Source organism: Streptomyces sp. NRRL B-3229 (assembly GCF_000719505.1).
Taxonomy (GTDB): Bacteria; Actinomycetota; Actinomycetes; order Streptomycetales; family Streptomycetaceae; genus Streptomyces; species Streptomyces griseorubiginosus.
This window is the reverse complement of the sequence record NZ_JOGP01000012.1, coordinates 176,861-203,342: the sequence shown is the minus strand read 5'-3', so window position 1 is coordinate 203,342 and position 26,482 is coordinate 176,861. Positions and strand designations below refer to the sequence as shown.

Sequence of the window (26,482 nt, the reverse complement as noted above, 5' to 3'; positions counted from 1 at the left end):
CACTCCCGCCCCGGCGCCCCACTCCCGCACCGCCGCCCCGCGCCAGCACCGCCGACCCGCCCCCACAAGTCACCAACTGCGTCACCAGCTGATCCGCGCCGCCACCGGCAGATGGTCGCTCCCCGTCGCCGGCAGCAGCCACGCGCTCCTCGGCTCCACCCCGCGGACCAGGATCTGGTCGATCCGCGCGACCGGGAAGCTCGCGGGCCAGCTGAAGCCGAACCCGGCCCCGGCCACGTCCTGAGCCGAGCGCAGCCGGGAGGTGAGGCCGTCGAAGGCCCGGTCGTCCGTGGTGCCGTTGAAGTCACCGAGCACCAGGACCCGCTTGTCGTGCCCGGCGGCGACGGCCGCGGCGAGCTTGGTCACGCCCGCGTCCCGTGAGTCCGTCCAGAAACCGGACCCGGCCGTTACCCGCACGGACCCCAGATGCGCCACGTACACCGCCAGGGGCCCCTTCTCGGTGGCCACCGTGGTGCGCAGCGCACGGGGCGGTTCCACCGGCATGTCCTCGGGCCGCAGGGTCTCGGCCAGCGGTCCGGCCATGCCCCGCAGGACGTCGACCGACCGGGTGTCCGACAGCGGCAGCCTGCTCCACAGCCCGACCGTGCCCCGCACGACGTGGTGCGGGTACGCCTTCGCGAGCGCCTTCTCGTACGTCCCCCTGGCCCGGTCGGTGAGCTCCTCCAACGCCAGCAGATCCGCGCCGGAGGCGGCCAGTTCGCGGGCGGTGCCGGCCGGATCGCGGTTCTCCGCGGCGACGTTGTGGCTGACCACGGTGAGGTCACCGCCCGCCTGGGACCGGTCGCCGAGCAGCCCGCCGAAGAGGTGCAGCCACATCGTGACCGGCAGCAGCAGCGCGACGAGTGCGGCGGCGGAGCGGCGCAGCAGGGCTCCGGCCAGCAGTACCGGCACGAACAGGCCGAACCACGGCAGGAAGGTCTCCACCAGACTGCCGAGACCGGCGCGGTCCGTGAGCGTCCCGTGCAGCGCCAGCAGCAGCCCGAGCAGCAGCGCGCACCCCGTGAGGACACGGCCGCGCCGCCACGGACCGGGCCGGGAGCCGCCCTCGGGCTGCCGGGAGTCTCCCTCGGACAGCCCGGAGTTTCCCTCGGTCAGCCCAGAGTCTTCCTCGGGCAGCCGGGATCCGCCCGCGGGCCGCCGCTGCTTCGCCGGTACGACGGCCGGCCGGACCTCGTCGAGGAGTCGGCGAACCCGACCGGGCGTTGCGGGTGCTGAGGGCTGGGTTCGAGACATACCGGAAGTGAAGACGGCCGGGTGTTGCCGGCGCGTATGCGATTTTCGATACGCGGACGACATGTGCCGGCTCTTAGCGTCGAGGCATGCGTGTCGTGGTGGTCGAGCGTGGTGGTGACCGTGGATAGGCCGCCCGGCCTCAGCGTCCGGTTCAGACTCACCCTCAGCTACGCCGGGTTCCTGATGCTCGCCGGTGTTCTGCTGCTCGTCGCCGTGGGGGTCTTCCTCCTGCGGCAGGGGTGGTTGCAGACCAATGAGGCGGGGGCGGTGCGCGAGACTCCGGGCACCCTCTTCGTGGAGGGGTTCGCCCCCGTCGCGGGCGGGGTCATGGTGTTCCTCCTGGTGTTCGGCCTGCTGGGAGGGTGGGTGCTCGCCGGACGCATGCTGGCCCCCTTGGACCGCATCACCCACGCCACCCGCACGGCCGCGGAAGGATCGCTGTCCCACCGGGTCAGGCTGCCGGGCCGCAAGGACGAGTTCAGCGAGCTCGCCGACGCCTTCGACACGATGCTCGGCCGCCTGGAAGCGCACGTGGAGGAGCAGCAGAGGTTCGCCGCCAACGCCTCGCACGAGCTGCGCACCCCGCTGGCGATCTCGAAGACGCTCATCGACGTGGCCCGCGCCGATCCGCACCACGACCCCGGCGAGCTCGTCGACCGCCTCCACACCGTCAACACCCGGGCCATCGACCTCACCGAGGCGCTGCTCCTGCTCAGCCGGGCCAACCAGCGGTCCTTCGCCCGGGAGCACGTCGACCTGTCCCTCGTCGCGGAGGAGGCGGCCGAAACGCTCCACCCGCTCGCGGAGAGACGCGGTGTCACCCTGGAGACCGGCGGCGACCTAGCCCTCGCGAACGGTTCACCCGCGCTCCTGCTGCAACTCACGACCAACCTGGTGCACAACGCGATCGTCCACAACCTGCCGGAACAGGGCACGGTCCGGATCCACACCCGCGTCCGTGACGGGACCACGCTGCTCACCGTCGAAAACACCGGTGACCAGCTCGCCCCCCACCTGGTCGCGACGCTCACCGAGCCCTTCCGGCGCGGTACCGAACGCGTCCACACCGACCAGGCGGGCGTCGGCCTGGGCCTGGCCATCGCCAGGACCATCACCGAGGCGCACGACGGCACGCTCACGCTCGCCCCACTCCGGACCGGCGGCCTCCGCGTCACCGTCCGACTGCCCGCGGCGGCCGCCCCTTTCAGTGAGCCGGTCCCCGCCCGGACGGTGTCCGCCCCGCCCCCGGATGCAGCCGAACCCAGCCGTCCCAGGCCGAAGTGATCATGTCCTGGACGTCGTGCTTGGCCTTCCAGCCGAGTTCGGTCGCCGCCAGCTCGCAGGAGGCCACGACCAGGGCCGGGTCACCGGGGCGGCGGGGGGCGACGGCCGGGGGGCGGTCGTACCCGGTGAGGGCGTTGATGCGGTCGATCATCTCGCGCACGGAGACGCCCTCGCCGCGCCCGATGTTGACGGTGAGGTCACGGCCGGGGGAGGCCTGGAGGGCGCGCGCGGCGGCCACATGGGCCTCGGCGAGGTCGCTGACGTGGATGTAGTCACGCACGCAGGTGCCGTCGGGGGTGTCGTAGTCGTCGCCGAAGATGCGGGGGGCGGCGTTCTCCGTGAGCTTCTCGAAGACCATCGGGATCAGGTTGAAGACGCCCGTGTCGGCCAGCTCGGGGGCCGCGGCGCCCGCCACGTTGAAGTAGCGCAGGGACGCCGTGGACAGGCCCGTCGCGCGGCCCGTGGCACGGACCAGCCACTCCCCGGCCAGCTTGGTCTCGCCGTACGGGGACATCGGCGCGCACGGGGTCAGCTCGGTCACCAGCGGGACGTCGGGCGTGCCGTAGACGGCCGCCGAGGACGAGAAGACGAAGGAGGGGACCCGCGCGGTCGTCACCGCCTCCAGGAGGACGCGCAGGCCCTCGACGTTCTCCCGGTAGTAGTGCAGGGGCCGGTCCACGGACTCGCCCACCTGTTTCTTCGCCGCGAGGTGGACCACCCCCGTGACCTCGTGGTCGGCGAGGGTGTGCGCGACCCGTTCGGCGTCCAGCGTGGAGCCCACCACCAGCGGCACGCCGTCCGGCACCCGCTCGGCGATGCCGGTGGACAGGTCGTCGTACACGACCGCCTGCTCGCCCGCCCCGGTCATCGCCCTCACGACGTGCACCCCGATGTAGCCGGCGCCGCCGGTGATCAGCCAGGTCATGTACGGCCGTCCCCTCGTCGGTTGCCCCGTGTCCGCGTATCAGTGAAGCAGGCGCTCGGGCTCGGGCGTACGCACGCCGGCGACGGGCCGGGGGGCCGTCGCCGAGCGCCACACGCGGGTGAAGGACAGCACGGCGGCAGCGCCCAGGAGTCCGTTGCGCAGGACCATCAGCGCGCAGCCCGTCCAGGTGGCGGCCGCGACCTCGTCGTACAGGACCGGGAACACCACGGCGCTGACCGCCGTCGCCGCCACGACCAGCGCGGCGACCGGGCGCTGGGTGGTGTGCCGGGACGTCAGGCACACGGCGGCCAGGCCCAGCAGCCAGATCATGTACTGCGGGCTGATCACCCGGCTGGTGACGGTGAACAGCAGTACGGCCGACAGGGCCGCGTCGTACGGCGTGGCCTCGCCCCAGTGCCGGGCCCTGGCCCGCCACAGCAGCACCAGACCGAGCGCCACGACCGTCAGCGCGAGCGAGGCGTGCGCGACCGTGGAGACGTACGGCCCGGTGTACTCCAGCGCCCCGTACCGGTACCGCACCGCCCCCGGCCAGCCCGCGTGCCGTGCCAGGGCGAGGAGGGTGCCGCCGAAGGACTCGATCTGCACGCCCCGGCCGCCCTGCTGGAGCAGGAACGCGAAGGGGTGGTCGAAGAGGGTCACGAGGAGCGCGAGCACCGTCGTGCCGGTCACCGCGGCCGCGGTCCAGGCCGACCGGGTCGCCCGCCCCCGGGGGAGGCCCGTGAGCAGCAGGACCGGCCACACCTTGACCAGGGCGCCGAGTGCCGCGAGCGCTCCGCACGCGCGCGTGGAGCGCGTCGACGCCAGCAGGGCGAGCACCGCGAGGGCGGTGACCTGGACGTCGTAGCGGGCGAGCGGGAGGTGCAGGAGGAGCGGCAGGCCGCCGATCCAGACGCAGGCGCCGAGCAGGGTGCGGCCGGGGCGGGTGCCCGCGCGGGTGAGCGCGACGGCGACGGCCGCGTCGGCGGCGAGGGTGAGGGTGACGAAGGCCTGGAAGTACGTCAGGCCCGGCAGCAGCGCGGGCGAGAGGAGGAGCGGTCCCGCGCCCGGCGGGTACTGCCAGAGCGTGTCGCGCACGGGGTAGGCGCCGTGCGCGAGGACGCCGTACCAGTGGTGGTAGAGCTGCCACACCTCGCGTCCCACGGCGTCCCACGCGCGCAGGGTGAGCAGCCACAGCATGAGGGCCCGGGTGGCGAGCCAGACGGCGGCCAGGGCGGCACGGGGATGTCTCATCAGGGCGGATCGTAGGCGGGCATATGCCGCGCCGGCCCTGAAGCGCCGCTGGTTTTCGGTAAGTGTCAGTTTTCGGCAGGTGTCAACGGCTCTCGGCGGCCTCGCTCTGTGCCGCCGCGTCCAGCATCGAGGTGAGCTGGTCCAGCCGGGTCCGCAGGTCGCGGATCTCGTCGACGTCGCAGCCGGTCGCGGCGGCGATCCGGCGGGGCACCTGGAGCGCGTGCTCCCGCAGGGCCGTGCCCTCGCCGGTGAGGCGCACCTCGACGGAGCGTTCGTCGCGCGTGCTGCGCTCCCGGCGCACCAGGCCGGCCGCCTCCAGCCGCTTGAGCAGGGGGGACAGGGTGCCGGAGTCCAGGCGCAGGTGTTCGCCGAGCGCCTTCACCGGCAGGTCGCCGTGCTCCCACAGGACGAGCATCACGAGGTACTGGGGGTAGGTGAGCCCCAGGTCCTTGAGGATCACGCGGTAGACGCCGTTGAAGGCGCGGGAGGCGGCGTGCAGGGAGAAGCAGATCTGCTGGTCGAGCCGGAGCCAGTCGGTGGCGGGCGTGGTCATGTCCTCCAGGGTAGCTCTTACCCGCGATTTAGTTGTGCACAACTGAATTGTGTGCTCTACTTGTGGCAACGACAAGGACTCACCCCCAAGGGACGGATTTCCATGGACGCGCTCTACACCGCAGTCGCCACCGCCACCCACGGCCGTGACGGTCGTGCCGTCTCCAGCGACGGCAAGATCGACCTCAAGCTGGCCCCGCCGGTGGAACTGGGCGGCAACGGAGAGGGCACCAACCCCGAGCAGCTGTTCGCCGCCGGTTACGCCGCCTGCTTCGGCAGCGCCCTCGGTCTCGTCGGCCGCCAGGCCAAGGTGGACGTCAGCGACGCCGCCGTCACCGCCGAGGTCGGCATAGGCAAGCAGGGCGAGGGCTTCGGCCTCAAGGTCGCGCTGCGCGTCGAACTGCCCGACACCGTGGACGCGGAGACCGGCCGCAAGCTCGTCGAGACCGCCCACCAGGTCTGCCCCTACTCCAACGCCACCCGCGGCAACATCGAGGTCGACCTCGTCATCGAGTAATCGGTGACCGACTGATCGGGTGGATGAACGGCGTGTCTCAGGCGCCCGGCCGTCCGGCCGGGCGCCACGTCGTCGGCCGGCTCGGCGTGGGTCGAGTCGCGCTGAACGGCATGGGCCCTCCTAAAGGGTCTCGCTGGTCAGGGGCGCACGCCCCGCCGCGGCCGCCGCCGACGGCACCGGATGACGCTCCGCCGGCGGGATCACCGGCGGCGACTGCGGCTCGCCCAGCACCACATGGCGTACGACCCGTTCGGCGGCGCGGCCGTCGTCGTACGGGCAGAACCGCTCGCGGAACGCCGAGCGCAGCTGGGTGGAGCGGGAGCCGCGCCAGTGGCCTGAGGCGAAGATGTCGATCAGCTCGTCCTCACTGCGCGCGATCGCGCCCGGCGCGAAGGACCGCAGGTCGACGTAGGTGCCCCGGGCCGCCTCGAAGGCCTCCCGGTCGTCGGCGTGGATCACGATCGGGCGGTCCAGTCCTGCGTAGTCGAACATCAGGGACGAGTAGTCGGTCACCAGGGCGTCCGAGGCCAGGCACAGGGACTCCACGCTCGGATGGTCGCTGACGTCGATGACACGGGGCGTCGGGACCGGGACGAGCGGGCCGCCGTGCCGGTGGTGGGCACGGGCCAGCACGACGTAGCCGGGACCCAGGCGGCGCAGGAGCCGCTCCAGGTCCAGCCGGAGGTGCTGGGTGCGCAGGTAGTCGCGGTGGGTGGGCGCGTACAGGATCGCGACCGTGCCCTCGGGCACGCCGAGCGACTCACGAAGCCGCCGTACGTCCTCCGAAGTCGCCCGCTGGAACACGTCGTTGCGGGGCTGGCCGTAGGGGAGCACCGTGTAGCGGCCGGGGTGGACCCGCTGCCAGGTGAGGGTGGCGTGACGGTTGGGGGACAGCACGTAGTCCCACTGGTCGACGCCCCTCAGCAGGGCGGCAAAGTCCAAGTCGGCCGATGCCGCCGGGCGTTCCTGGAGGTCCAGGCCCATGTGCTTGAGCGGGGTGCCGTGGTGGGTCTGCACGAGGACCTGGCCCGGGCGCTTGACCAGGCGGCGGTCGAAGTCGGTGTTGTTCACCAGGTACTTGGAGCGGGCGAGCGCCGTCCAGTAGGCGGCCGTGTCCGGGGTGATGCGCCGGGTCGCCGTCGGGATCGTGCGGTCGTGCTCGGGGGCGGCGACCCACGCGGTCCGGATGTGCGGGGCGAGGGCGCGGAACGCCTCCTCCAGCGCACCGGGGTTGCAGCCGTGGCCGCGGCCCCCGTACGCGGCGAACAGGGCACGGTCCGCACGGACGGGCAGGCGCAGCTGAACGCGGTAGTGCAACCGCAGGGCCGCCGCACGCAGGGCCGTCGCGAGCCGTACGGCGGGCCGGGCGATCCGCCGGCCGGGCAACTGGCCCAGTTCCAGGGCCCGGTGGGTGCGGTACAGGTTCCGACGGATCGTGGTGTGACGCAGCCGGGAGCCCACCGGAGCCGGGTGGCCCGGGGTGCGGTGGGCGCGGTAATGGTCGCGGGCCCGCCGCAGGAACTCGGCGCGGGTGTCCCGCGGCAGCCGGTCCCGCCCGCTGAACACCGCCCACAGGTCGTCCACCATGCGGCGGAACAACACCAGCCGCCACTGGGCGAGTTCGGGGCGCGCGTCGACGTACCCGAAGACCCTGTCGTACTGGTCGAAGACGTCGAAGTCCGCCCGCCCTGCCGCCGCGTCGAGGACGTCGAAGTCCGCCCGCCCTGCCGCCGCGTCGAGGACGTCGAAGTCCGCCCGCCCGGACACCGTGGGGACGCTCCGCTGCCGGTGGTGGACGCAGACCCGTTCCAGGGTCGCGATCGACTCGGCCGCCATCAGGACCGGGTAGGTCCAGGGCAGGTCCGAGTGCCGCCCGGGCGGGAAGGCGAAGCCGCCGTCACCGACGAACTCCCTGCGGCACACCTTGTTCCAGGCCGAGGCCCGCACCCGCAGCAGCCCCGGCCGGTCCTCCAGACGGAACGGCGCCGGGCCCTGCTCGGTGAGCAGGCCCGCGAACGGGTCGCGGACGATCTCGCCCGTCCACGGCACGAGCGCGTGGCCGTGGACCAGGACGTCCGGCTCGCCCGTCTCCTTCAGCCGGTCGGCGATCGACCGCAGCGCGTGCGGGGTGAGGGTGTCGTCGCCGTCGAGGAAGACCAGGTAGTCGCCCGTGGCCTCGGAGATGCCCGCGTTGCGGGCGAGCCCAGGTCCGTCCTTGCGGGCACCCCTGGGGCTCTCGTGGCGCGCGGTGTGGACGGTCCGCACGCGTGGGTCGCGGGCCGCGAACTCCTCGGCGATCTCACCGCACGCGTCCGGGGAGCGGTCGTCGACCACGATCAGCTCCAGATCGTCGTACGACTGCGACAGCACCGACTCCAGGCAGACGGGCAGGTACGCCTGCACCTGGTACGCGGGGACGATGACACTGAACCTGGGCACGGCACATCCAAGAGTCGGCGCGGGAGTTCTGCCCGGGAACGCACCGTGCGCGCCCTTGGTTACGGTCCGTACGGCATTCGGGCGAACGCGAAGGGGGCGGGCCGGTGTCGGCCCGCCCCCAACTCGGCTGTCGTACGCGCTACTTGACCGCACCTGCCATGACTCCGGACACGAACTGCCGCTGGAACGCGAAGAACACGATCAGCGGAACCACCATCGAGATGAACGCGCCCGGCGCCAGGATGTCGACATTGGCGGCGAAGGCGCGCACCTGGGTCTGGAGCGCGACCGTGATCGGCTGGCTGTCGGCGTCCGTGAACACCAGGGCGATCAGCATGTCGTTCCACACCCACAGGAACTGGAAGATGCCGAGGCTCGCGATCGCGGGCGCGCCGAGCGGCAGCACCACCCGTACGAACAGGCGCAGTTCGCCCGCCCCGTCGAGCCGGGCCGCCTCCAGGAGTTCGCGCGGGATCTCGGCGAAGAAGTTCCGCAGCAGGAACACCGCGAACGGCAGTCCGAAGCCCGTGTGGAAGAGGACCACGCCGAAGATGTTGCCGAACAGGCCGATCTTGCCGAAGAGTTCGGCGATCGGGATAAGCGCCACCTGCACCGGCACCACCAGCAGACCGACCACGGCCATGAACCACCAGTCGCGGCCCGGGAAGTCCATCCACGCGAACGCGTAGCCCGCGAGCGCGCCGATGACGATCACCAGGAGCGTCGCCGGCACCGTGATCAGGATGGTGTTGACGATGGAGTTGGTGATGTCGCTGTTGTGCAGGAGCTTGTCGTAGCTGTCCAGGGTGAGTTGGGACGGCTTGGTGAACACCGTCCACCAGCCGCTCGTGGCCATGTCCCCCGGGCTGCGCAGCGAGGAGATCAGCAGACCGAGCGTCGGCACCAGCCAGAACAGGCCGACCAGCACGAGCAGGACGCTGATCACACCCCCGCTGACCCGCTCGACCAGCCGTGAGCCGAGGGACCGCTTCGCCTTCGTGTCTCCCGCCGACGCCGTCTCCGGAAGCCTCTCGGCATGGGTCGTCATCGCCGTACCTCCCGCCTGAGCCGCCGGATGTTGAACCAGATCACCGGGATGACGAGCAGCAGCAGGAACACCGAGATGGCGCTCGCGATGCCCGGCTGGTCCTCGGAGAAGCCCTTGCGGTACAGCTCCAGTGCGAGGACGTTCGCGTCGTCCTGCGAGGAGCCCGGGGCGATGATGTAGACCAGGTCGAAGATCTTCAGGACGTTGATCATCAGGGTCACGGTGACCACCGCGAGGACCGGCGCGAGCAGCGGCACCGTGACCCTGCGGAACACCTGCCACTCGCTCGCCCCGTCGACCCGGGCCGCCTCCAGGAGTTCCCGGGGGATGCCCGCGAGCCCGGCCGCGATCAGCACCATCGCGAAACCGGCCCACATCCAGATGTACGACCCGATGATGGACGGGGTCACCAGCGACGGGCCGAGCCAGTCGACCCCGTTGTAGGCCTCCCTGAAGTTGCTCGCGGGCAGGCGGAGTTGGGCGCCGTTCGCCTTCTCCGAGAAGGAGAACGTGCCGTCGTCGCCCGCCTTCACCGTCTCGACGACCTTGCCGTCCTTGACCGCCTCGATCTTCATGCCCGGGTAGCCGAGCTCGCTCGGGTCGACCCCGCCGAGCGTGCCGACGCCCTTGCCGCGGGTGAAGTCCTGCCAGGTGGTGCCGGTGATCCGGCCCGGGTCCGCCTGGGGAGCGACGGCCTTCTTGGCGTCACCGGGCATCTGGTCGGGGGCGACGCCCACGAGAGGCAGCGTGACCGTGCCGCCGGTGTGGACCGTGGCCTTGGTGATGAAGCTGCCGCCCTGGGCCACCAGCGGGGAGTTCCGGCCCGGGTGCGCCTTCGGAAACGACGAGGACTGTGCGAACGTGTCGTGCACACCCACCCACACCGCGTTGGCGAACCCCTTGTCCGGGTCCTGGTCGTAGACGAGGCGGAAGATGATGCCTGCCGCCAGCATCGAGATCGCCATCGGCATGAAGACGAGCAGCTTGAACGCCGTTCCCCAGCGGATCCGCTCGGTCAGCACCGCGAAGATCAGACCGAGCGCGGTGGAGATCGTCGGCGCGAACACCACCCAGATGACGTTGTTCTTCAGGGCGGTGCGGATGCCGTCGTCGGTGAACAGCGCCTTGTAGTTGTCGAACCCGGCGAAGCCGTCGCCGGACTGGTTGTAGAAGCTGCGGACGAGCGAGTACCCGATGGGGTAGACCACGAGCGCGCCCAGCAGCACGAGGGCAGGCAGCAGGAACAGCACTGCCACGGTCTTCCGTGTGCCGGTCACGCTCTTGTGCGACTCGGGAGAGGCAGGGGCCGGTGGGGCCCCTGCCTCCGTGGCCGATGTCATCGCCTCAGTTCCCGTAGGCGGCCGCCGCGTCGGCCTCCAGCTTCGCCTGGGTGCCCGCGATGTCCTTCGGGTTGGCCAGGAAGTCCTGGAGCGCCTTCCACTCGCCCTTGCCGGGCGTGCCGCCGAAGGCCTGCGGGGCCTGGTCGGACATGTCGAAGCGGAAGTCGTCACCGGACTGGATCAGCGCCTTGGCGATCTTCTGCTGCACCGGGTTCGGATACGACGAGATGTCCACGTTCTTGTTCGGCGAGAGGTAGCCGCCGAGCTTGGCCTGGATGGTCGCCGCGTCCGGGGAGGCCAGGAAGGTCGCCAGGGCCTGCGCGGCCTTGGAGTCCTTCAGGATCACGGCCGCGTCGCCGCCGGAGACCACAGGAGCGGTGTCGCCGACCTTCGGGAACGGGAACACCTTCGCGTCGGTGCCGACCTTCGCCTTGGCGGTCTGGATGTTGACCTGCGCGAAGTCGCCCTCGTAGACCATGGCCGCCTTGGGCTGGTCGCCGCCGGTGAAGACCTGCGTCACCGAGGCCGGGAAGTCGGTCTGGAGCGCGCCCTTCGCGCCGCCCGCGACATAGTCCTTCTTGCCCCAGACCTGGCCCAGCGTGGTCAGCGCGTCCTTCACGGACGGGTCCGTCCACTTGATCTCGTGCTTGGCCAGCTGGTCGTACTTCTCGGGGCCCGCCTGGGAGAGGTAGACGTTCTCGAACCAGTCGGTGAGGGTCCAGCCCTCGGCACCGCCGACGGAGAACGGGGTCACGCCCGAGTCGTAGACCGTCTGCGCGGTGGTCAGCAGCTCGGCCCAGGTCTTCGGCTCGGAGGCGCCCGCGTTCTCGAAGACCTTGGCGTTGTACCAGATCAGGGACTTGTTGGCGGCCTTGTAGTAGACGCCGTACTGGGTGCCGCCGACCTTGCCGATGTCCTGCCAGCCCTGCGAGTAGTTCTTCGCGAGCTCCGCCTTGGCCTCCGCGCCCAGCGGTTTGGCCCACTTCTTGTCGACGGCCTGCTTGATCGCGCCGGGCTGCGGCAGCATCGCCACGTCCGGCGGCTGACCGCCCGCCACCTTCGAGCCCAGGAAGTTCACGATCGGGTCCTGCGCGGGCACGAAGGTCACCTTGGCGCCGGTGCGCTTCTCGAACTCCGCGAGGACCTTCTTGAAGTTGGCCTGCTCCTCGCCGCTCCACACGGCGGCGACCTGGAGGCTCTGGCCGTTCAGCTTGGGGAGGGTGACACCGGTGCCGGTCGCCGTGCCGCCGGTCGGACCGCTGTCACTGCTCTTGTCGTCGTCCCCGCCGCAGGCGCTGAGCGAGAGGGCGAGGGCCGCCGCGAGCGCGGCGGCCGCGGTCTTCGCGGCCCTGGGCGTTCGGCTTGTGCTGCTCGTGCTGCGCATCACGTCCCCGTTCCTCGTTCCTCGTCGAACGTTGAGGGTGTCCCGTGCGAACTGGTCTACGCCGGGAGAACGGGGTCGGCAAGGGCGCGTCCGCTGTCAAGCAGGCGATCGTTGCGGCCTCGTGACCGGTACGGCTGCGTGCGGGCATACGACGCAGAGAGGCAGCTCCGTTCGCCTAAAGCAGTGACGGCACCTCTGCTGCTGCGACTTCCCTCGCTGCCCGTTCCAATGCACTGGCGAGCAGAGCGAGGTCCGTCGGACCGTTGCCCAGTTCCCGGACCTGACGACGGGCCGGGGGATCGCCCATGCGCTCCCACTCCAGGGGCACGACCGTGGGGCGCTGGGTGGCCGTACGCGGGATGCGGCCGGTGACCCGGCCCGCCTGGAAGCCGGTCACCCGGCCGTCGGACCAGGTCAGGCGGCCGCGTCCGGGGGCCGGCTCCTCCGGCCCGGTGGCCGGGGGGTCCAGGGTGACGCGCAGGGTGGCCCGGCGGGCCGGTTCCGACTCCGCCGTACGGCCGCCCGGGCCGGTCGCGGCCACCAGGTGGACGCCCAGCCGCTCGCCCTCGCGGGCCACCGCCTCCAGCGCGCGTATCACCGACCCGGCGGCGGGCCGGCCCGGCGAGCCGAGGGGCGGCGACACCAGGGCGTCGAGATCGTCCACGACCACGACCAGACGGGGGAGCGGGGGCACCGCCTCGGCCTGGCGGCGGGCCGCTGCGGGGCGCAGCCGGATGGTGGAACTGGGCGGGGAGTCGAGGTCGGCGGCGGCCGGGTCGGCGGGGGCCTCACCGGTGGCGCCGAGCGCGGTGGGGGCGCCCTTGGCGGCGGACGGGCCGCGGGTCGCCACCGAGCGCTGGGAGACCATACGGCCGGACAGCTCGCGTCCGGTGTGCCACCCGGCGAAGTCGGAACGGCCGAGCAGCTCCGCGCGCCGCTTCAGCTCGGCGCTCAGGGACTGCGCGAACTCCCGCATGCGGACCGGGTCGTTGGCGGTGAGGTGGGTGGTCACATGCGGCACGTCGGTGCACACGCGCAGTCCCTCGCCGTGGCCGCCGCCCGCACCCACGCTGTCCCGGCCGTCCATCAGGACGACACCGAGCCGGTCGGGGCGTTCCGCGGCGGCCAGTGAGGCGACGACGGCCCGCAGCAGTTCCGTACGGCCGCTGCCCGCGGGTCCCTCGATCAGCAGATGCGGGCCCTCGGCCACGAGGTCGGCGCAGACCGGCCCGCGCGGGCCGGCCCCGAGCACGGCCCAGGCACGTCCGCCGAGCGACTCCGGGTCGTCGGCCGCGTCCGCCCAGCGCGTCATCAGCGACGGCGGGGTGGCCCGGGCCAGCCCCAGCTCGTCCAGCAGCCGCGCTGACTGAGGCAGCGGCGAGGACACCCGCGTGTGCCGCCCGTCGGCGGTCCCGTCCGTGCGCAGCGGGGCCAGCGCCCGGGCGAACCGCTCGGCCCAGGCGGCGGAGACGGCGTCCACCGCGGCGACCGTGCCGTGGCCCACGGGGGTGGGGGCCGAGGTGAGGCGGAGGGTGTCGGTGCCGTGGCCATCGAGGGCCGGGGTCCGGGAGGTGCCGTCGGTGGGCCGGGGCACGGTGTGGGTGGTGTCGGAGCCGAGCCGGCGGGGTCCCGGGCGGGTGCGGTCGCCCTCCTTCTCGGGCTCGGGTTCGGTCTCGGGCTTCTCGGGCGCGGTGTACGTCTCCTGATCGTCCCGAGCGCCGGTGGGCACGCCCGCACTCGTGCGCGGGGCGGAGGAAGCGGCCGCCGCGGCCGGGAGCCCCGCCCGCGCCACCCGCATCAGCCGCAGGGCCGTCGCCACGTCGCCGCTGAGCAGGCCGACCGCGCCGCACTCACGGAACGTCGGGGCCGCCGCACAGGCCGCCTCGTAGGTGTCCGTCACGGGCGAGGCCGGAGAGGCGGGGGCCGTCTCGGCCAGGCAGACGACATGGATACCGGCCAGCGGGCCCTGCGAGGCCAGCCGGGCCACCGCCTCGCGCAGATCCGCGCCACCGGGATCGCCGTCCACGACGACCACGGTGTACGGCCCGGGGAAGCCGCCGGTCCCCTCGCCCTCGGCGTCGTCGCGGGCCCAGGAGGGGCGTCGGGCGGCGCCCCGCAGGGGGTCCTGGGAGCCGGCGGAGCGGGCCGCCGGGATCACGCCGCGGGGCGGGGCCGGCTCCGCGTCGGCCAGGTGGTCGTCCAGGCGCCGGAGCAGTTCGTCGGCGCGGGCCGCGGCCTGTTCGCGGTCGTGCGCCAGGAGGAGACGGCAGTCCTGGCCGTGGCCCGGGCGGACATGGGGGAGCCAGCCGAGCCAGGACCACTCGGTGACGCGCTCCTGCGCGGGCCGGGAACGGTCCGCGCTGATCAGGACGATCTCCAGGGACTCGGGCGCGTGCAGGGCGGCCAGTTGGGCCACCACCGCGCGGGCCAGCCCGGCCAGCCGCGCGCGCGGTCCGGCGAGACCCAGTGCGCCCACCTCGCGCAGATCCGCGGTGACCGGGACGGCGGGCAGCAGTCCCGTCCCGTCGGGAGCGGTCCGGTCCGCGGTGCCGAGCCGGACGGTGAGCGCCTCGGGGTGCCCCGGCCCGCGCTCCCACAGCCGGGCACCCGGGCCCAGCGCCGTCAGCAGCAGGGCGGCGGGGTCCGGCCAGACCTCGGGCAGCTGGGCGGCCACGGCCGGCGCGGCGTCGGCGACGGGGGCCGGTTCCTCGGTGTACGGCTCGTCCTGCTCGGTGGTTTCCGGCTCGCCCCGCCCGCCGGCCAGCCGCCGCGCCCACTTGCCGAGCCCGCCGCGCCGGCGCCCGCTCTGCGGGACGTCGGTGCCGCGCAGCGGGGTGCCTTTGCGGCGGCCGGTGCCTGGTTCGGCGGGGTCGGGGGTGGCGGCGGGCTCCTGGCCGGTGCCGGGCGCCGGGGTGGGTGCGGAAGCGGCAGCCGCCTCCGTGAAGGAACCGATCCCGGTCCGGCCGCCGTGGGTGTCCCCGACCGCACCGACGGGGCCGCCGGAACGGGTGCCGACGGGGTCGGCAGAGCTGGTGGGACGCGAGGAACCGGTGCCGGGGGCCGCCCCCGCGCGGCCGTACGGGCGCCCGTCGGGAACCGTCCCGCTCGTACCCCCGCTCTCGATCCGCGGTGCCCCGCCCTGCCCGGGCACGACGACCGGCGGCTCGACAGGGCTGTGCCCCTGTGCCTCCGCGACCCCGGGGTTTCCGCCGGACGCGCCCCAGCCGGCCGAACCGTAGGTGTGGTGGGTGCGGTCGGCGGGCTGCCGGGACGGGGTGCCGGCGCCGCCGGCCCCGCCCTCACGCGCGTGCGGCGCCCTTGTGCCGTCCCCGGCCCCGGAGACTCCGGTCCCTGACACCCCCGTTCCTGCGACCGCGGCCCCCGCCCCGGACGCTGAGCCCGCGGCAGCCGCCGACACCCTGCGTCCGCGACGCTCGCCGGGCCGGTCGTACCCGGCCTCGCCCGCCCCGGGGGCACTCTCGGGCACCGCCCGTCCCGGACCGCTTCCGCCGTCCGCCCGCCCGCGCTCCCCGGGGGCCACCCGCACATGGCCTTCCCCGTCCGGTTCCGTCCCCAGACGGCGGCCCCCGCTCGGGGCGAGGCGCAGGACCGACTCGCCGATCCTCAGGAGCGCCCCCGGGGGGAACCGGACCGGACGGGTGCCCACGCGGGTGCCGTCCAGGACCGTGCCGTTCGTGGAGTCGAGGTCGGCCACCGAGACGCGGCCGTCGGCGGCGACGGTGATCGCGCAGTGGAGGCGGGAGACGTCGGGGTCGTCCAGCGGGACATCGGCGTCGACGGAGCGGCCGATGTGGATCTGGCCGCCGTGCAGCAGGTGGACACCGCCCGCGTCCGGACCCGCGACCACATGGAGCTGGGTCGGCGCCTCGTCGAGCTCGGGGTGGGGCTCCGGGGCCGCGGGGGCGCCCAGGGACAGCACGGCGCCGTCGATCAGCGGCGGCTCGCCGAGGGTGGCGCGCTGGACGTCGAGACGCTCGCCGTCCGCGTACAGCACGACAGTGCCGCCGCCGCGCTCCGCCTCGCCCGAGCGGACACCCGCCTCCCCGGGAACCGCCGAGGCCAGTGCGGCGGCCACCGCGGCCAGGGCGGTGCCGACGGGAGCGGTGACCAGGACGTCGCAGCTCGCGGCGCGGCCGCGGGCCCGGTCGGGCGGGCCCAGCGGGTCTACGACGGTCAGCCGGATCTGCATCGCCGTCAGCGGTCCCTTCTGCTCGGACGCGGACATCCCCCACCCCGCACGAGCACCATCGGCCAGTACTGCACGCATCCTCGCACCTGCCACTGACAACACGCCCGCCGCCCGAGGGCAAGTGATCTTGATTGGTCAGCTCTGCCCCCAAAAGTGCCTGACCAGTGCAGCGCCGGCGATCACTTGAGATCGGTCACGTCAACGCCCGGCAACCGGGAGACCCGGACGGAGCGTCCTTGTTTCGAACGTGCTTGGCATCGCTCACGTAGTGCTTGGACGAGCGGCACTACAGTGGGTCGGAAGTGGGTCGGAACGACAGCAAGCAGCAGGGAGTGCATGACGTGCGGCCGGTGGGCAGCAAGTACTTCCTCGAGGAGCCGCTCGGACGCGGTGCCACGGGGACCGTCTGGCGAGCACGCCAGCGGGAGACCGCCGGCGCCGAGGCCGCCGTGGCGGGACAGCCGGGAGAGACCGTCGCGATCAAGGTCCTCAAGGAGGAGCTCGCGAGCGACCCGGACATCGTGATGCGGTTCCTGCGCGAGCGCTCCGTGCTGCTCAGGCTGACCCACCCGAACATCGTGCGGGTGCGCGACCTGGTCGTCGAGGGCGATCTGCTCGCCCTGGTCATGGACCTCGTCGAGGGCCCCGACCTGCACCGCTACCTGCGCGAGAACGGCCCCTTCAGCCCCGTCGGCGCCGCCCTGCTGACCGCCCAGATCGCCGACGCGCTCGCCGCGAGCCACGCCGACGGGGTGGTCCACCGCGACCTCAAGCCGGCCAACGTGCTGCTGCGCCAGTACGGCGGCCAGATGCACCCCCTGCTGACCGACTTCGGCATCGCGCGCCTCGCCGACTCCCCGGGTCTGACCCGGACCCAGGAGTTCGTCGGCACGCCCGCGTACGTCGCCCCCGAGTCCGCCGAGGGCCGTCCGCAGACCTCCGCGGTCGACATCTACGGCGCCGGTATCCTGCTGTACGAGCTGGTCACCGGGCGTCCGCCGTTCGCCGGTGGCTCCGCCCTGGAGGTCCTGCACCAGCACCTCAGCGCCGAACCGCGCCGCCCCTCCACGGTCCCCGACCCGCTGTGGACCGTCATAGAGCGCTGTCTGAGCAAGAACCCGGACCGCCGCCCCAGTGCGGAGAACCTCGCGCGCGGGCTCCGGGTCGTCGCCGAGGGCATCGGGGTGCACGCGAACTCCGCGCAGATCGCGGCGGCGGACAACGTCGGCGCGCTGCTGCTGCCCGACCCCGACCCGGCGGCCGTCCCTGACACGCCCGGTGCCGCCGACCCGACGCAGGTGCTGCCGCACGGTGCCGGTGCCGTCGACCCGAACGCCGCGACCAGCTTCCTGCCGCACACCGGCGCCGGGAACCCGGTCGGCGCCGCCGACCCCACCGCCGTACTCCCGACCAACCGGGGCGGCGCGGCCGACCCGACCGCCGTCATGCCACCGGTGCCGCCCGGGCAGTACGGGCAGCAGGGGCAGTACGGCCAGCAGGGGCACCAGTCCGGCGGGCCCGAGGAGCCGCACCCCTGGCAGAACCAGCTGCGCGCGGCCCGGGACCGCAACGAACAGACCCAGGTCCAGCAGTACCTCGACCCCAACGAGGACCCGCTGCGCCGCCGCCCCCAGCGGCAGGTCGCCAGGCCGCAACCGCAGCAGCCTCCGCAACGGCAGCAGCGGCCCCAGCAGCGCCCGCCGCAGGGCGGCTACGACCAAGGCGGCTACGACCAGGGCGGTTACGGCCGTCAGCCGCAGCAGCGCCAGCAGTACGCCCCGCAACAGCAGCAGCCGCAGCGCTACGCGCCCCCGCCGCAGCCCGAGCGCCCCGCGCGCGAGCCCCGGCAGCCGCGGCAGCGCAGCGCCAACCCGATGAAGATCCCCGGTCTGGGCTGCCTCAAGGGCTGTCTGTTCACGATCCTCATCCTGTTCGTGGCGAGCTGGCTGATCTGGGAGCTGAGCCCGCTCCAGGAGTGGATCGGCACCGGCAAGAGCTACTGGCAGCAGCTCGGCGACATCGTCGACACCGTGAGCAAGTGGATCGGAGATCTGGGCGGAAACTCCTCAGGTCAGCAGTAGTACTGGGGATTTGTCGACATCCAGCGGGTGATTTCCGTCTCCGCGGTGAAGGTTGGCTCCTGCGACGCGTAGCTTTAGCGACAACACGCGTCTGTAGGAGCAGTCTTGGCACGGAAGATCGGCAGCCGGTACACCGCCAACCAGATCCTGGGGCGGGGCAGCGCCGGCACGGTGTGGCTGGGCGAGGGACCCGAGGGGTCCGTCGCCGTCAAGCTCCTGCGCGAGGACCTCGCGTCCGACCAGGAGCTCGTCGGCCGGTTCGTGCAGGAGCGCACGGCGCTGCTCGGTCTGGAGCATCCGCACGTCGTCTCCGTACGCGACCTGGTGGTCGACGGCAACGACCTCGCACTCGTCATGGACCTGGTCCGGGGCACCGATCTGCGCACCCGGCTCGACCGTGAGAAACGGCTCGCACCCGAGGCGGCGGTGGCGATCGTCGCGGACGTGGCCGACGGGCTGGCCGCCGCGCACGCCAAGGGGGTCGTGCACCGGGACGTGAAGCCGGAGAACATCCTGCTGGACATGCAGGGCCCCCTCGGCCCCGGCGGCGCGCACCCGGCCCTGCTGACCGACTTCGGCGTGGCCAAGCTCATCGACTCGCCGCGCCGGACCCGGGCCACGAAGATCATCGGGACGCCCGACTACCTGGCGCCGGAGATCGTCGAGGGGCTGCCGCCGCGCGCCTCCGTGGACATCTACGCCCTCGCCACCGTGCTGTACGAACTCCTCGCCGGGTTCACCCCGTTCGGGGGCGGGCATCCGGGCGCGGTGCTGCGGCGCCATGTGACCGAGACGGTGGTGCCGCTGCCCGGGATCCCCGACGAGCTGTGGCAGCTGATCGTGCAGTGCCTGGCGAAGGCCCCGGCCTCCCGGCTGCGCGCCTCCGAGCTGGGCGCCCGGCTGCGGGAGCTGCTGCCGCTGCTGGCGGGGATGCCGCCGCTGGACGTGGACGAGCCGGACGCGGAACCGGAGGACGAGCAGGACGGCGAGACGGCCGCCCCCGCGCCGGCCGGCGAGCCGGCGTCCTCCGGGCGGCCCGCGCGGCGCGGTGCCGTCCCCCTGGTGCCGGGCGCGAGGCCCACCGACTCCAACCGGGACACGCACACGTCGATGCGGGTCCCTGCCCCCGACGAGCTCGCCGGCGGCGCCCTGGGCACCGCCCGGGTTCCGCGGCCCGCCGGCGCACCACGACCGGGCTCCGCCCGCCACCGGGCCACCACACGCCGCCGCCGACTGGCCGTCGGCGCCGCCGCGGTGGTGCTGGTGGCCGCGGCCGGGATCGGAATCTGGGCGGCCACGTCGGGCGACGACGCGGGGGCGTCACCACAGGACACGAAGAACTCGGCACCGGTCTCGCCCTGAGCGGCGGGCGCGACCGAGATTGGTTGCGGTGGCGGGGGTCGGGGCCTGGGCGGCGTCAGCCTTGCCCTGAAGGGGCCGGGGTCGCGTCCCGGGGGACGACCGACGTCGGTTGCCACAGCCGTTAGGCTGGAGGGCGTGGCAGTCGTCGATGTATCCGAAGAGCTCAAGTCCCTCTCCTCGACCATGGAGTCGATCGAGGCCGTTCTGGACCTCGACAAGCTGAGGGCAGACATCGCCGTGCTCGAGGAGCAGGCAGCCGCGCCGTCCCTGTGGGACAACCCGGACGAGGCGCAGAAGATCACCAGCAAGCTGTCCCACCTCCAGGCCGAGGTCAGGAAGGCCGACACGCTGCGCAGCCGGATCGACGATCTCGCTGTGCTGTTCGAGATGGCCCAGGAGGAGGACGACCCGGACACCCTCGCCGAGGCCGAGTCGGAGCTCACCTCCGTCAAGAAGGCGCTCGACGAGATGGAGGTGCGCACCCTCCTGTCCGGCGAGTACGACTCCCGTGAGGCGCTCGTCAACATCCGCGCCGAGGCCGGTGGCGTCGACGCCGCCGACTTCGCGGAGAAGCTCCAGCGGATGTACCTGCGCTGGGCGGAGCAGAAGGGCTACAAGACCGAGCTCATCGAGACGTCGTACGCGGAAGAGGCCGGCATCAAGTCGACCACCTTCGCCGTGCAGGCGCCGTACGCCTACGGCACGCTCTCCGTCGAGCAGGGCACCCACCGGCTCGTGCGCATCTCGCCCTTCGACAACCAGGGCCGCCGGCAGACCTCCTTCGCGGGCGTCGAGATCCTCCCCGTGGTCGAGCAGACCGACCACATCGAGATCGACGAGTCGGACCTGCGCGTGGACGTGTACCGCTCGTCCGGGCCCGGCGGCCAGGGTGTCAACACCACCGACTCCGCGGTGCGGCTGACCCACCTGCCCACCGGCATCGTCGTCTCCTGCCAGAACGAGCGCTCGCAGATCCAGAACAAGGCGACCGCCATGAACGTCCTCCAGGCGAAACTCCTGGAGCGCAAGCGCCAGGAGGAGCGGGCCAAGATGGACGCCCTCAAGGACGGCGGCAGCTCCTGGGGCAACCAGATGCGTTCGTACGTCCTGCACCCGTACCAGATGGTCAAGGACCTGCGCACCGAGTTCGAGGTCGGCAATCCCGAGGCTGTGTTCAACGGCGAGATCGACGGCTTCATCGAAGCCGGAATTCGCTGGCGCAAGCAGCAGGAGAAGTAACTTTGTCGACTTGACCACCGCTCCCCAACTGCCGCCCACCGGGCGGCAGTTTGCTTTATGTCTGGGTTTTACATCACACTCACAGACCGCTTTCCCCGGCAAAGAGCCCTTACCTGGACATCGCGCGCGCAACGGCCTTGACGATGCTTTGAAAAATGGGAAGGGTAAAGCGTGGCATGCGTATCTCTGGGGCGCATGTGAACCGGGGGATGCGAGCAAAGCTGCCTTCCTCCGTCGATCACGGCCCCGAGCGCCGCCTCATTGACGATGAGCTACTGGGGGTAGCAACCACATGACGAAGAAGACGCGGATCCGGATCGCGCGCATAGCCGCCGGTGCCGTGATCGCGGCCGGTGCCTCGCTGACGGCCGCCGGCGCTGCTTCCGCGCTGGAGATCAACGTGGGCGTGGGCGCCGATGGCGTCGGCGTGAACGTGAACACCGGCGACGACGACCCGACCGACCCCGGCACCGAGATCCCGACCGACCCGGGCACCGAGCTCCCCACGGACCCCGGCACCGACGTGCCGACGGACCCGGGGACCACGCCGCCGGTCACCGAGGAGCCGACGGACCCGGAGGAGCCGCCCACCGAGGAGCCCACCGAGCCCGACGACCCCACCGAGGCCCCGTCCGACCCGGGCAACGGGAACGGCAATGGGAACGGCAACGGCAACGGCAACGGGAACGCCGGTGGCGGCGGCAACAACGCCGACCCCAACGGTGGTTCCGGCACCTCCACCCAGGAAGAGGGCTCCTCGGCCCTCACCGACACCGGCGCGGACACCACGTCCAACACGTCGGCCCAGGGCAACGGCAAGGAACTCGCCGAGACGGGTGCCGGTCAGACCGCCTTCCTGCTCGTCGGTGCCGCCACGATGATCGCCGGTGGCATCGGCTTCCGCATCCTGCCGCGCCTCGCCGGCGGCCGCGGTGGCGCTGCCGCCTAAGGGTGACTCCCGGTAGTCGCACCACTGCTTGAGGTGCGTGTGCCGAACGGCGAAGGGCCCGGAGCGTATCCGCTCCGGGCCCTTCGTGTGTCTTGGCCTGCGTCTTCGCCGGGGGTTCTTCGTACCGTGGTTCTTCGTACCGGTTCTTCGTACGGGGATCCGGCTAGGCGGTCTGGTGGGCCAGCAGCGCCACCGCCGCGATCAGGACCGCGAGCAGGGCGATCAGGGTCACCGGGTTCAGGCCCGCGAAGTGGTTCTCCTGCTGAAGCCGCTCACGGTTCGCCCGGCACACCGGGCACCGGCCCTCACTCACGGGCGCCGCACAGTTTGCGCACACCAGGCGGTCGTACGTCATGCGCGTCACCCTTCTTGCCGACTGTTCCGTACACAAGAACGCTCCCGGATCGCAGAACGTTCCCTTCTCCACTGTGCCAGGTTCGCCTGATGGCCGCCTGCGGGCTTCGGAAGAGAGGCATTCCAGGTCGGTACAAAACAGTCCAACCGATACGCAACCCGAACCGGCGCCTGCGCTCGCGCACCCGGTTCGCGTATGGTCACGCTCATCTACCCCCGGCCTACCGTGGTGCATCCGTGATCCGATTCGACAACGTATCCAAGGTCTACCCCAAGCAGACCCGCCCCGCACTCAGGGACGTCTCCCTCGAAGTGGAGAAGGGCGAGTTCGTGTTCCTCGTGGGGTCCTCCGGCTCCGGAAAGTCCACCTTCCTGCGGTTGGTGCTCCGTGAGGAGCGGACCAGCCAGGGGCAGGTGCACGTCCTGGGCAAGGACCTCGCGCGCCTCTCCAACTGGAAGGTGCCGCAGATGCGCCGCCAGCTCGGGACGGTGTTCCAGGACTTCCGGCTGCTGCCCAACAAGACGGTCGCCGAGAACGTGGCCTTCGCGCAGGAGGTCATCGGCAAGTCCCGCGGTGAGATCCGCAAATCCGTGCCGCAGGTGCTCGACCTCGTCGGGCTCGGCGGCAAGGAGGACCGGATGCCGGGCGAGCTCTCCGGTGGTGAGCAGCAGCGCGTGGCCATCGCGCGGGCCTTCGTGAACCGGCCCAAGCTGCTGATCGCCGACGAGCCCACCGGCAACCTCGACCCGCAGACCTCCGTCGGCATCATGAAGCTGCTCGACCGGATCAACCGGACGGGCACCACCGTGCTGATGGCGACGCACGACCAGAACATCGTGGACCAGATGCGCAAGCGCGTCATCGAGCTGGAGAAGGGCCGCCTCGTCCGCGACCAGGCACGCGGCGTCTACGGCTACCAGCACTGACCGCCTCGAAGAGTCCCCGGAAAGGCCTGAAGAAGACGCCATGCGCGCCCAGTTCGTACTCTCCGAGATCGGTGTCGGTCTCCGTCGCAACCTGACGATGACGTTCGCCGTCATCGTCTCCGTCGCCCTGTCGCTCGCCCTGTTCGGCGGTTCGCTCCTGATGAGCGACCAGGTCGGCGCCATGAAGGGCTACTGGTACGACAAGGTCAACGTCTCGATCTTCCTCTGCAACAAGAGCGACGCCGAGTCGGACCCCAACTGCGCCAAGGGCGCGGTCACCGAGGACCAGAAGAAGGACATCCTCTCCGACCTGAAGAAGATGTCGGTCGTCCAGACGGTCGTCCACGAGTCCCAGGACGAGGCGTACAAGCACTACAAGGAGCAGTTCGGCGACTCCCCGCTGGCCGCCTCCCTCACGCCGGACCAGATGCAGGAGTCGTACCGCATCAAGCTCAAGGACCCGGAGAAGTACCAGGTCATCGCGACCGCCTTCAACGGGCGTGACGGCGTGCAGTCCGTGCAGGACCAGAAGGGCATCCTGGACAACCTGTTCACCATGCTCAACCTGATGAACCGGGCCGCGCTCGGTGTGATGGCGCTCATGCTGATCGTCGCCCTGCTGCTGATCGTCAACACCGTGCGTGTCTCGGCGTTCAGCCGTCGGCGGGAGACCGGGATCATGCGGCTGGTGGGCGCGTCCGGCTTCTACATCCAGGCGCCGTTCATCATGGAGGCCGCCGTCGCCGGCGCGATCGGCGGTGCGCTCGCCTGTGTCTTCCTGGTCGTCGGCCGGTACTTCACCATCGACCACGGCATGGCCCTGTCCACCAAGCTCAACCTGATCAACTTCGTCGGCTGGGACGCCGTCCTGACCAAGCTGCCGCTGATCCTCGCCGCGAGTGTGCTGATGCCCGCAATGGCCGCGTTCTTCGCGTTGCGCAAGTACCTGAAGGTGTGACGCACGCCAAGAGGGCCGTACGGTCAACCAGCCGTGCGGCCCTCTTGCGTTGTCCTAGACTCACCGGCATGTCAGGCCGTGACCTGTTCTGTCAGCCCCGCCGCATCCGCCGCGGGGCCGCCCTGACATTGGTCTTCGCGACTGTCCTGGTGGCCGGCGCGGCCACCGGCTCGCTCCCTGAGGGCGACCGCGGTGACCGGAAGTCCTCGTCCGACACGGCCCGTTCGACCGCGCTCGCGGGTGACCACGAGGACGTGGCCAGGGCGGCCGAAGAGGCCATGGCCGACGGCAAGTCCCCCACGGAGGCCGCCCAGCGCGCCGTCAGCCGCAGCGGGGACCGCTGGGGCGCCGTCTACTCCCGTGGCGAGTACGAGGAGTTCGAGGAGGCCCTGGCCGGCCAGTACACCGGCGTCGGGCTGTGGGCGCGGCGCGAGCAGGACGGCCGTATCGAAGTGACCAAGGTGCGTTCCCACTCGCCCGCGGCCGCCGCCGGCATCCGCCGCGGTGATCTGCTGCGCAGCGTCGACGGGACCTCCGCGGACGGGCGGCCGGTCACCGAGGTGGTCTCCTTACTGCGCGGGGACGCCAAGGACGCGGCCGCCGGGACCATGGTCCGGCTGGGCCTTCAGCGCGGCACACGCGCGTGGAGCGAGACACTCCGGCGCGCTCGGCTGTCCACGGACTCGGTCAGCGTCCGGGAGCTCGCCGGCTCGATCACCCTCATCAAGATCGACTCGTTCACGAAGGGCGTCGGGGACGAGGTCCGTGACGCCGTGAGGGCCGCTCCGGCCGGCGGCGGGGTCGTCCTCGACCTGCGCGGCAATTCCGGCGGCCTGGTCACCGAGGCCGTCACGACGGCGTCCGTCTTCCTCGACGGAGGGCTGGTCGCGACCTATGACGTGGACGGGTCGCAGCAGGCGCTGCACGCGGAGCCCGGTGGGGACACGACCCGGGCGCTGGTCGCCCTTGTCGACGGCGGGACGATGAGCGCGGCGGAGCTGCTGACGGGGGCGCTCCAGGACCGGGGGAGGGCCGTGGTGGTCGGCTCCCGCACCTTCGGCAAGGGATCGGTGCAGATGCCCACCCGGCTGCCGGACGGGTCCGTGGCGGAGCTGACCGTGGGGCACTACCGGACTCCGTCGGGGCGAGGGGTCGACGGGCGGGGGATCACGCCCGACCTGGAGGCCGACGAAGGGGCCCTGGGGCAGGCCGAGACGGTTCTCGAGGGATTGGGCGACTAGGGGTCGCCGTTCGGCTGTCGGTCGACGGCCGCGTCATTAAGGGCTGGCCCCGCACCCCCTCACTAGTGCGAAAATGGCAGCACTATGAGCAAGGGAATGTACGTACCGAAGGAGTCCCAGCCCAAGCCGGGTGGGGCGGCCGCGAAGGCCAGGGACGGCGAGAAGGGCGGCAAGCGCAAGATCGTCGCCCAGAACAAGAAGGCCCGGCACGACTACGCGATCATCGACACCTATGAGGCCGGCCTGGTGCTCATGGGTACCGAGGTCAAGTCGCTGCGGGAGGGCCGCACCTCCCTGACCGACGGCTTCGTCCAGATCGACGGGGGCGAGGCGTGGCTGCACAACGCCCACATCCCGGAGTATCACCAGGGCAGCTGGACCAACCACTCCGCGCGCCGCAAGCGCAAGCTGCTGCTGCACCGCGAGGAGATCGACAAGCTGGAGTCGAAGGCGCAGGAGACGGGTCACACCATCGTGCCCCTCGCCCTCTACTTCAAGGACGGCCGCGCGAAGGCCGAGATCGCGCTCGCGCGAGGCAAGAAGGAGTACGACAAGCGGCAGACGCTGCGGGAGAAGCAGGACCGGCGGGAGTCGGACCGGGCGATCGCGGCGGCGAAGCGGAAGCAGCGGGGCCAGTAGGGCGGCGGGTCACCGGGAATACGGTGGCATCGGCGCGCGTTGGTCACGTACGATGGAGTCAACACCGGCCTCGGTCGGTGTGAGCATTGAAAACACAACATGGGGATGATCGGTTTCGACAGCGGCTGTTGAAGCAGGGGAAGCGTGTCGAGGAAGCGGCAATGATCTCGTTAACCATATGTCGCAACCAATAATCGCCAATTCCAAGAGCGATTCCCGCGCCTTCGCCCTCGCTGCCTAATAAGCAGTGAGTGAAGGCCCTAACGGGTGTCAGCCCGGGGATGTTCCCGACCCGGACCCTGGCATAATCTAGGGGACTAAACCATTGAGCCCGGTCACGGGGTTCAATGGGAAATCAAACAGTGACTGGGCCCGTCGGCGACTTGTTCGCGTGATCACCGGGGCCGAGAAAATCTCAGCGAACTGCACACGGAGAAGCCCTGATTCTGCACCGTTGGACGCGGGTTCGATTCCCGCCATCTCCACTCGTCCCTCCGGGGACAACCCCATGTGGGCGAAGGCCCCGCA

At 71.8% G+C, this 26,482-nt stretch carries 20 protein-coding genes and 1 other RNA gene; 11 read left to right on the top strand and 10 right to left on the bottom strand.

The genetic code is table 11. The features are described 5' to 3' along the window. Positions 1-81: 81 nt before the first annotated feature. Complete coding sequence (locus IF54_RS0121780) at positions 82-1,254, bottom strand: endonuclease/exonuclease/phosphatase family protein (RefSeq protein ID WP_234439027.1); 1,173 nt, start codon at positions 1,252-1,254, stop codon at positions 82-84. Between the two features lie 120 nt (positions 1,255-1,374). On the opposite strand from IF54_RS0121780, the gene IF54_RS0121775 reads away from it, so the two are divergent. Then, a complete protein-coding gene (locus tag IF54_RS0121775; RefSeq protein ID WP_078852074.1) occupies positions 1,375-2,538 on the top strand; it encodes a sensor histidine kinase in 1,164 nt (387 codons plus the stop codon). On the opposite strand, the gene galE is transcribed toward IF54_RS0121775, so the two are convergent. The 3 genes from galE to IF54_RS0121760 form a co-directional block, all read right to left on the bottom strand. Next, entirely contained in the window at positions 2,459-3,463 is a 1,005-nt protein-coding gene (galE, locus tag IF54_RS0121770; RefSeq protein ID WP_030321196.1) for a UDP-glucose 4-epimerase GalE, read from the bottom strand. The genes IF54_RS0121775 and galE overlap by 80 nt on opposite strands. A 39-nt stretch (positions 3,464-3,502) precedes the next feature. Beyond that, positions 3,503-4,714, bottom strand: coding sequence for a glycosyltransferase 87 family protein (locus IF54_RS0121765; RefSeq protein WP_030321194.1), 1,212 nt, complete (start codon positions 4,712-4,714; stop codon positions 3,503-3,505). Between the two features lie 82 nt (positions 4,715-4,796). After that, positions 4,797-5,267, bottom strand: coding sequence for a MarR family winged helix-turn-helix transcriptional regulator (locus IF54_RS0121760; RefSeq protein WP_030321193.1), 471 nt, complete (start codon positions 5,265-5,267; stop codon positions 4,797-4,799). Positions 5,268-5,369: 102 nt separating this feature from the next. On the opposite strand from IF54_RS0121760, the gene IF54_RS0121755 reads away from it, so the two are divergent. Continuing rightward, a complete protein-coding gene (locus tag IF54_RS0121755; protein ID WP_030321191.1) occupies positions 5,370-5,783 on the top strand; it encodes an organic hydroperoxide resistance protein in 414 nt (137 codons plus the stop codon). 120 nt (positions 5,784-5,903) lie between these two features. Here IF54_RS0121755 and IF54_RS0121750 read toward each other — a convergent pair whose 3' ends face one another. The 5 genes from IF54_RS0121750 to IF54_RS0121730 all read right to left on the bottom strand — a co-directional run bounded on the left by IF54_RS0121750 (position 5,904) and on the right by IF54_RS0121730 (position 16,204). Continuing rightward, positions 5,904-8,222 carry a bifunctional glycosyltransferase/CDP-glycerol:glycerophosphate glycerophosphotransferase gene (locus IF54_RS0121750; RefSeq protein WP_030321187.1) on the bottom strand — a complete coding sequence of 773 codons (2,319 nt, stop codon included), beginning with the start codon at positions 8,220-8,222 and terminating at the stop codon, positions 5,904-5,906. Positions 8,223-8,361: 139 nt separating this feature from the next. After that, positions 8,362-9,270 (bottom strand): carbohydrate ABC transporter permease, encoded by a 909-nt coding sequence (locus tag IF54_RS0121745; protein ID WP_030321185.1) that lies wholly within the window; start codon positions 9,268-9,270, stop codon positions 8,362-8,364. Continuing rightward, complete coding sequence (locus IF54_RS0121740) at positions 9,267-10,610, bottom strand: carbohydrate ABC transporter permease (protein WP_030321183.1); 1,344 nt, start codon at positions 10,608-10,610, stop codon at positions 9,267-9,269. Before IF54_RS0121740 ends, IF54_RS0121745 begins: the two co-directional genes overlap by 4 nt. Before the next feature lie 4 nt (positions 10,611-10,614). Continuing rightward, complete coding sequence (locus IF54_RS0121735) at positions 10,615-11,994, bottom strand: ABC transporter substrate-binding protein (protein ID WP_030321182.1); 1,380 nt, start codon at positions 11,992-11,994, stop codon at positions 10,615-10,617. Positions 11,995-12,169: 175 nt separating this feature from the next. Next, the gene (locus IF54_RS0121730; protein ID WP_030321179.1) at positions 12,170-16,204 is read right to left on the bottom strand and encodes an FHA domain-containing protein; all 4,035 of its coding nucleotides are present in this window, start codon (positions 16,202-16,204) and stop codon (positions 12,170-12,172) included. Positions 16,205-16,545: 341 nt separating this feature from the next. On the opposite strand from IF54_RS0121730, the gene IF54_RS0121725 reads away from it, so the two are divergent. From IF54_RS0121725 to IF54_RS0121710, 4 genes are all read left to right on the top strand, one after another. Beyond that, on the top strand, positions 16,546-18,285 hold the full coding sequence (locus IF54_RS0121725) for a serine/threonine-protein kinase (protein ID WP_030321177.1): 1,740 nt from the start codon (positions 16,546-16,548) through the stop codon (positions 18,283-18,285). 105 nt (positions 18,286-18,390) lie between these two features. Beyond that, positions 18,391-19,647, top strand: coding sequence for a serine/threonine-protein kinase (locus IF54_RS0121720; RefSeq protein ID WP_030321175.1), 1,257 nt, complete (start codon positions 18,391-18,393; stop codon positions 19,645-19,647). Between the two features lie 135 nt (positions 19,648-19,782). Continuing rightward, the gene (gene prfB, locus IF54_RS0121715) at positions 19,783-20,886 is read left to right on the top strand and encodes a peptide chain release factor 2 (RefSeq protein ID WP_030321173.1); all 1,104 of its coding nucleotides are present in this window, start codon (positions 19,783-19,785) and stop codon (positions 20,884-20,886) included. A 292-nt stretch (positions 20,887-21,178) separates the two neighbouring features. Continuing rightward, positions 21,179-21,835: a hypothetical protein gene (locus IF54_RS0121710; protein WP_030321171.1), complete on the top strand. Its 657-nt coding sequence runs from the start codon at positions 21,179-21,181 to the stop codon at positions 21,833-21,835. 163 nt (positions 21,836-21,998) lie between these two features. On the opposite strand, the gene IF54_RS0121705 is transcribed toward IF54_RS0121710, so the two are convergent. Then, complete coding sequence (locus IF54_RS0121705) at positions 21,999-22,190, bottom strand: hypothetical protein (RefSeq protein ID WP_028809874.1); 192 nt, start codon at positions 22,188-22,190, stop codon at positions 21,999-22,001. A gap of 236 nt (positions 22,191-22,426) precedes the next feature. Here IF54_RS0121705 and ftsE point away from each other — a divergent pair, with 236 nt between their 5' ends. The 5 genes from ftsE (at position 22,427) to ssrA (ending at position 26,442) form a co-directional block, all read left to right on the top strand. After that, positions 22,427-23,116 (top strand): cell division ATP-binding protein FtsE, encoded by a 690-nt coding sequence (ftsE, locus tag IF54_RS0121700; protein WP_007382424.1) that lies wholly within the window; start codon positions 22,427-22,429, stop codon positions 23,114-23,116. 40 nt (positions 23,117-23,156) lie between these two features. After that, complete coding sequence (gene ftsX / locus IF54_RS0121695; protein ID WP_030321168.1) at positions 23,157-24,074, top strand: permease-like cell division protein FtsX; 918 nt, start codon at positions 23,157-23,159, stop codon at positions 24,072-24,074. A gap of 68 nt (positions 24,075-24,142) precedes the next feature. Beyond that, positions 24,143-25,315: a S41 family peptidase gene (locus IF54_RS0121690; RefSeq protein ID WP_199821233.1), complete on the top strand. Its 1,173-nt coding sequence runs from the start codon at positions 24,143-24,145 to the stop codon at positions 25,313-25,315. A gap of 96 nt (positions 25,316-25,411) precedes the next feature. Continuing rightward, positions 25,412-25,954 carry an SsrA-binding protein SmpB gene (gene smpB, locus IF54_RS0121685; RefSeq protein WP_020139049.1) on the top strand — a complete coding sequence of 181 codons (543 nt, stop codon included), beginning with the start codon at positions 25,412-25,414 and terminating at the stop codon, positions 25,952-25,954. Between the two features lie 101 nt (positions 25,955-26,055). Continuing rightward, positions 26,056-26,442, top strand: a transfer-messenger RNA (tmRNA) gene (gene ssrA / locus IF54_RS40775). Positions 26,443-26,482 lie beyond the last annotated feature (40 nt).

Coding starts and splice junctions, on each gene's coding strand:
- IF54_RS0121780 (WP_234439027.1), bottom strand. CDS start 1,254: ATGTCTCGAACCCAGCCCTCAGCACCCGCAACGCCCGGTCGGGTTCGC.
- galE (WP_030321196.1), bottom strand. CDS start 3,463: ATGACCTGGCTGATCACCGGCGGCGCCGGCTACATCGGGGTGCACGTC.
- IF54_RS0121765 (WP_030321194.1), bottom strand. CDS start 4,714: ATGAGACATCCCCGTGCCGCCCTGGCCGCCGTCTGGCTCGCCACCCGG.
- IF54_RS0121760 (WP_030321193.1), bottom strand. CDS start 5,267: ATGACCACGCCCGCCACCGACTGGCTCCGGCTCGACCAGCAGATCTGC.
- IF54_RS0121755 (WP_030321191.1), top strand. CDS start 5,370: ATGGACGCGCTCTACACCGCAGTCGCCACCGCCACCCACGGCCGTGAC.
- IF54_RS0121745 (WP_030321185.1), bottom strand. CDS start 9,270: ATGACGACCCATGCCGAGAGGCTTCCGGAGACGGCGTCGGCGGGAGAC.
- IF54_RS0121740 (WP_030321183.1), bottom strand. CDS start 10,610: ATGACATCGGCCACGGAGGCAGGGGCCCCACCGGCCCCTGCCTCTCCC.
- IF54_RS0121735 (WP_030321182.1), bottom strand. CDS start 11,994: ATGCGCAGCACGAGCAGCACAAGCCGAACGCCCAGGGCCGCGAAGACC.
- IF54_RS0121730 (WP_030321179.1), bottom strand. CDS start 16,204: ATGCAGATCCGGCTGACCGTCGTAGACCCGCTGGGCCCGCCCGACCGG.
- IF54_RS0121710 (WP_030321171.1), top strand. CDS start 21,179: ATGACGAAGAAGACGCGGATCCGGATCGCGCGCATAGCCGCCGGTGCC.
- IF54_RS0121705 (WP_028809874.1), bottom strand. CDS start 22,190: ATGACGTACGACCGCCTGGTGTGCGCAAACTGTGCGGCGCCCGTGAGT.
- ftsX (WP_030321168.1), top strand. CDS start 23,157: ATGCGCGCCCAGTTCGTACTCTCCGAGATCGGTGTCGGTCTCCGTCGC.
- IF54_RS0121690 (WP_199821233.1), top strand. CDS start 24,143: ATGTCAGGCCGTGACCTGTTCTGTCAGCCCCGCCGCATCCGCCGCGGG.
- smpB (WP_020139049.1), top strand. CDS start 25,412: ATGTACGTACCGAAGGAGTCCCAGCCCAAGCCGGGTGGGGCGGCCGCG.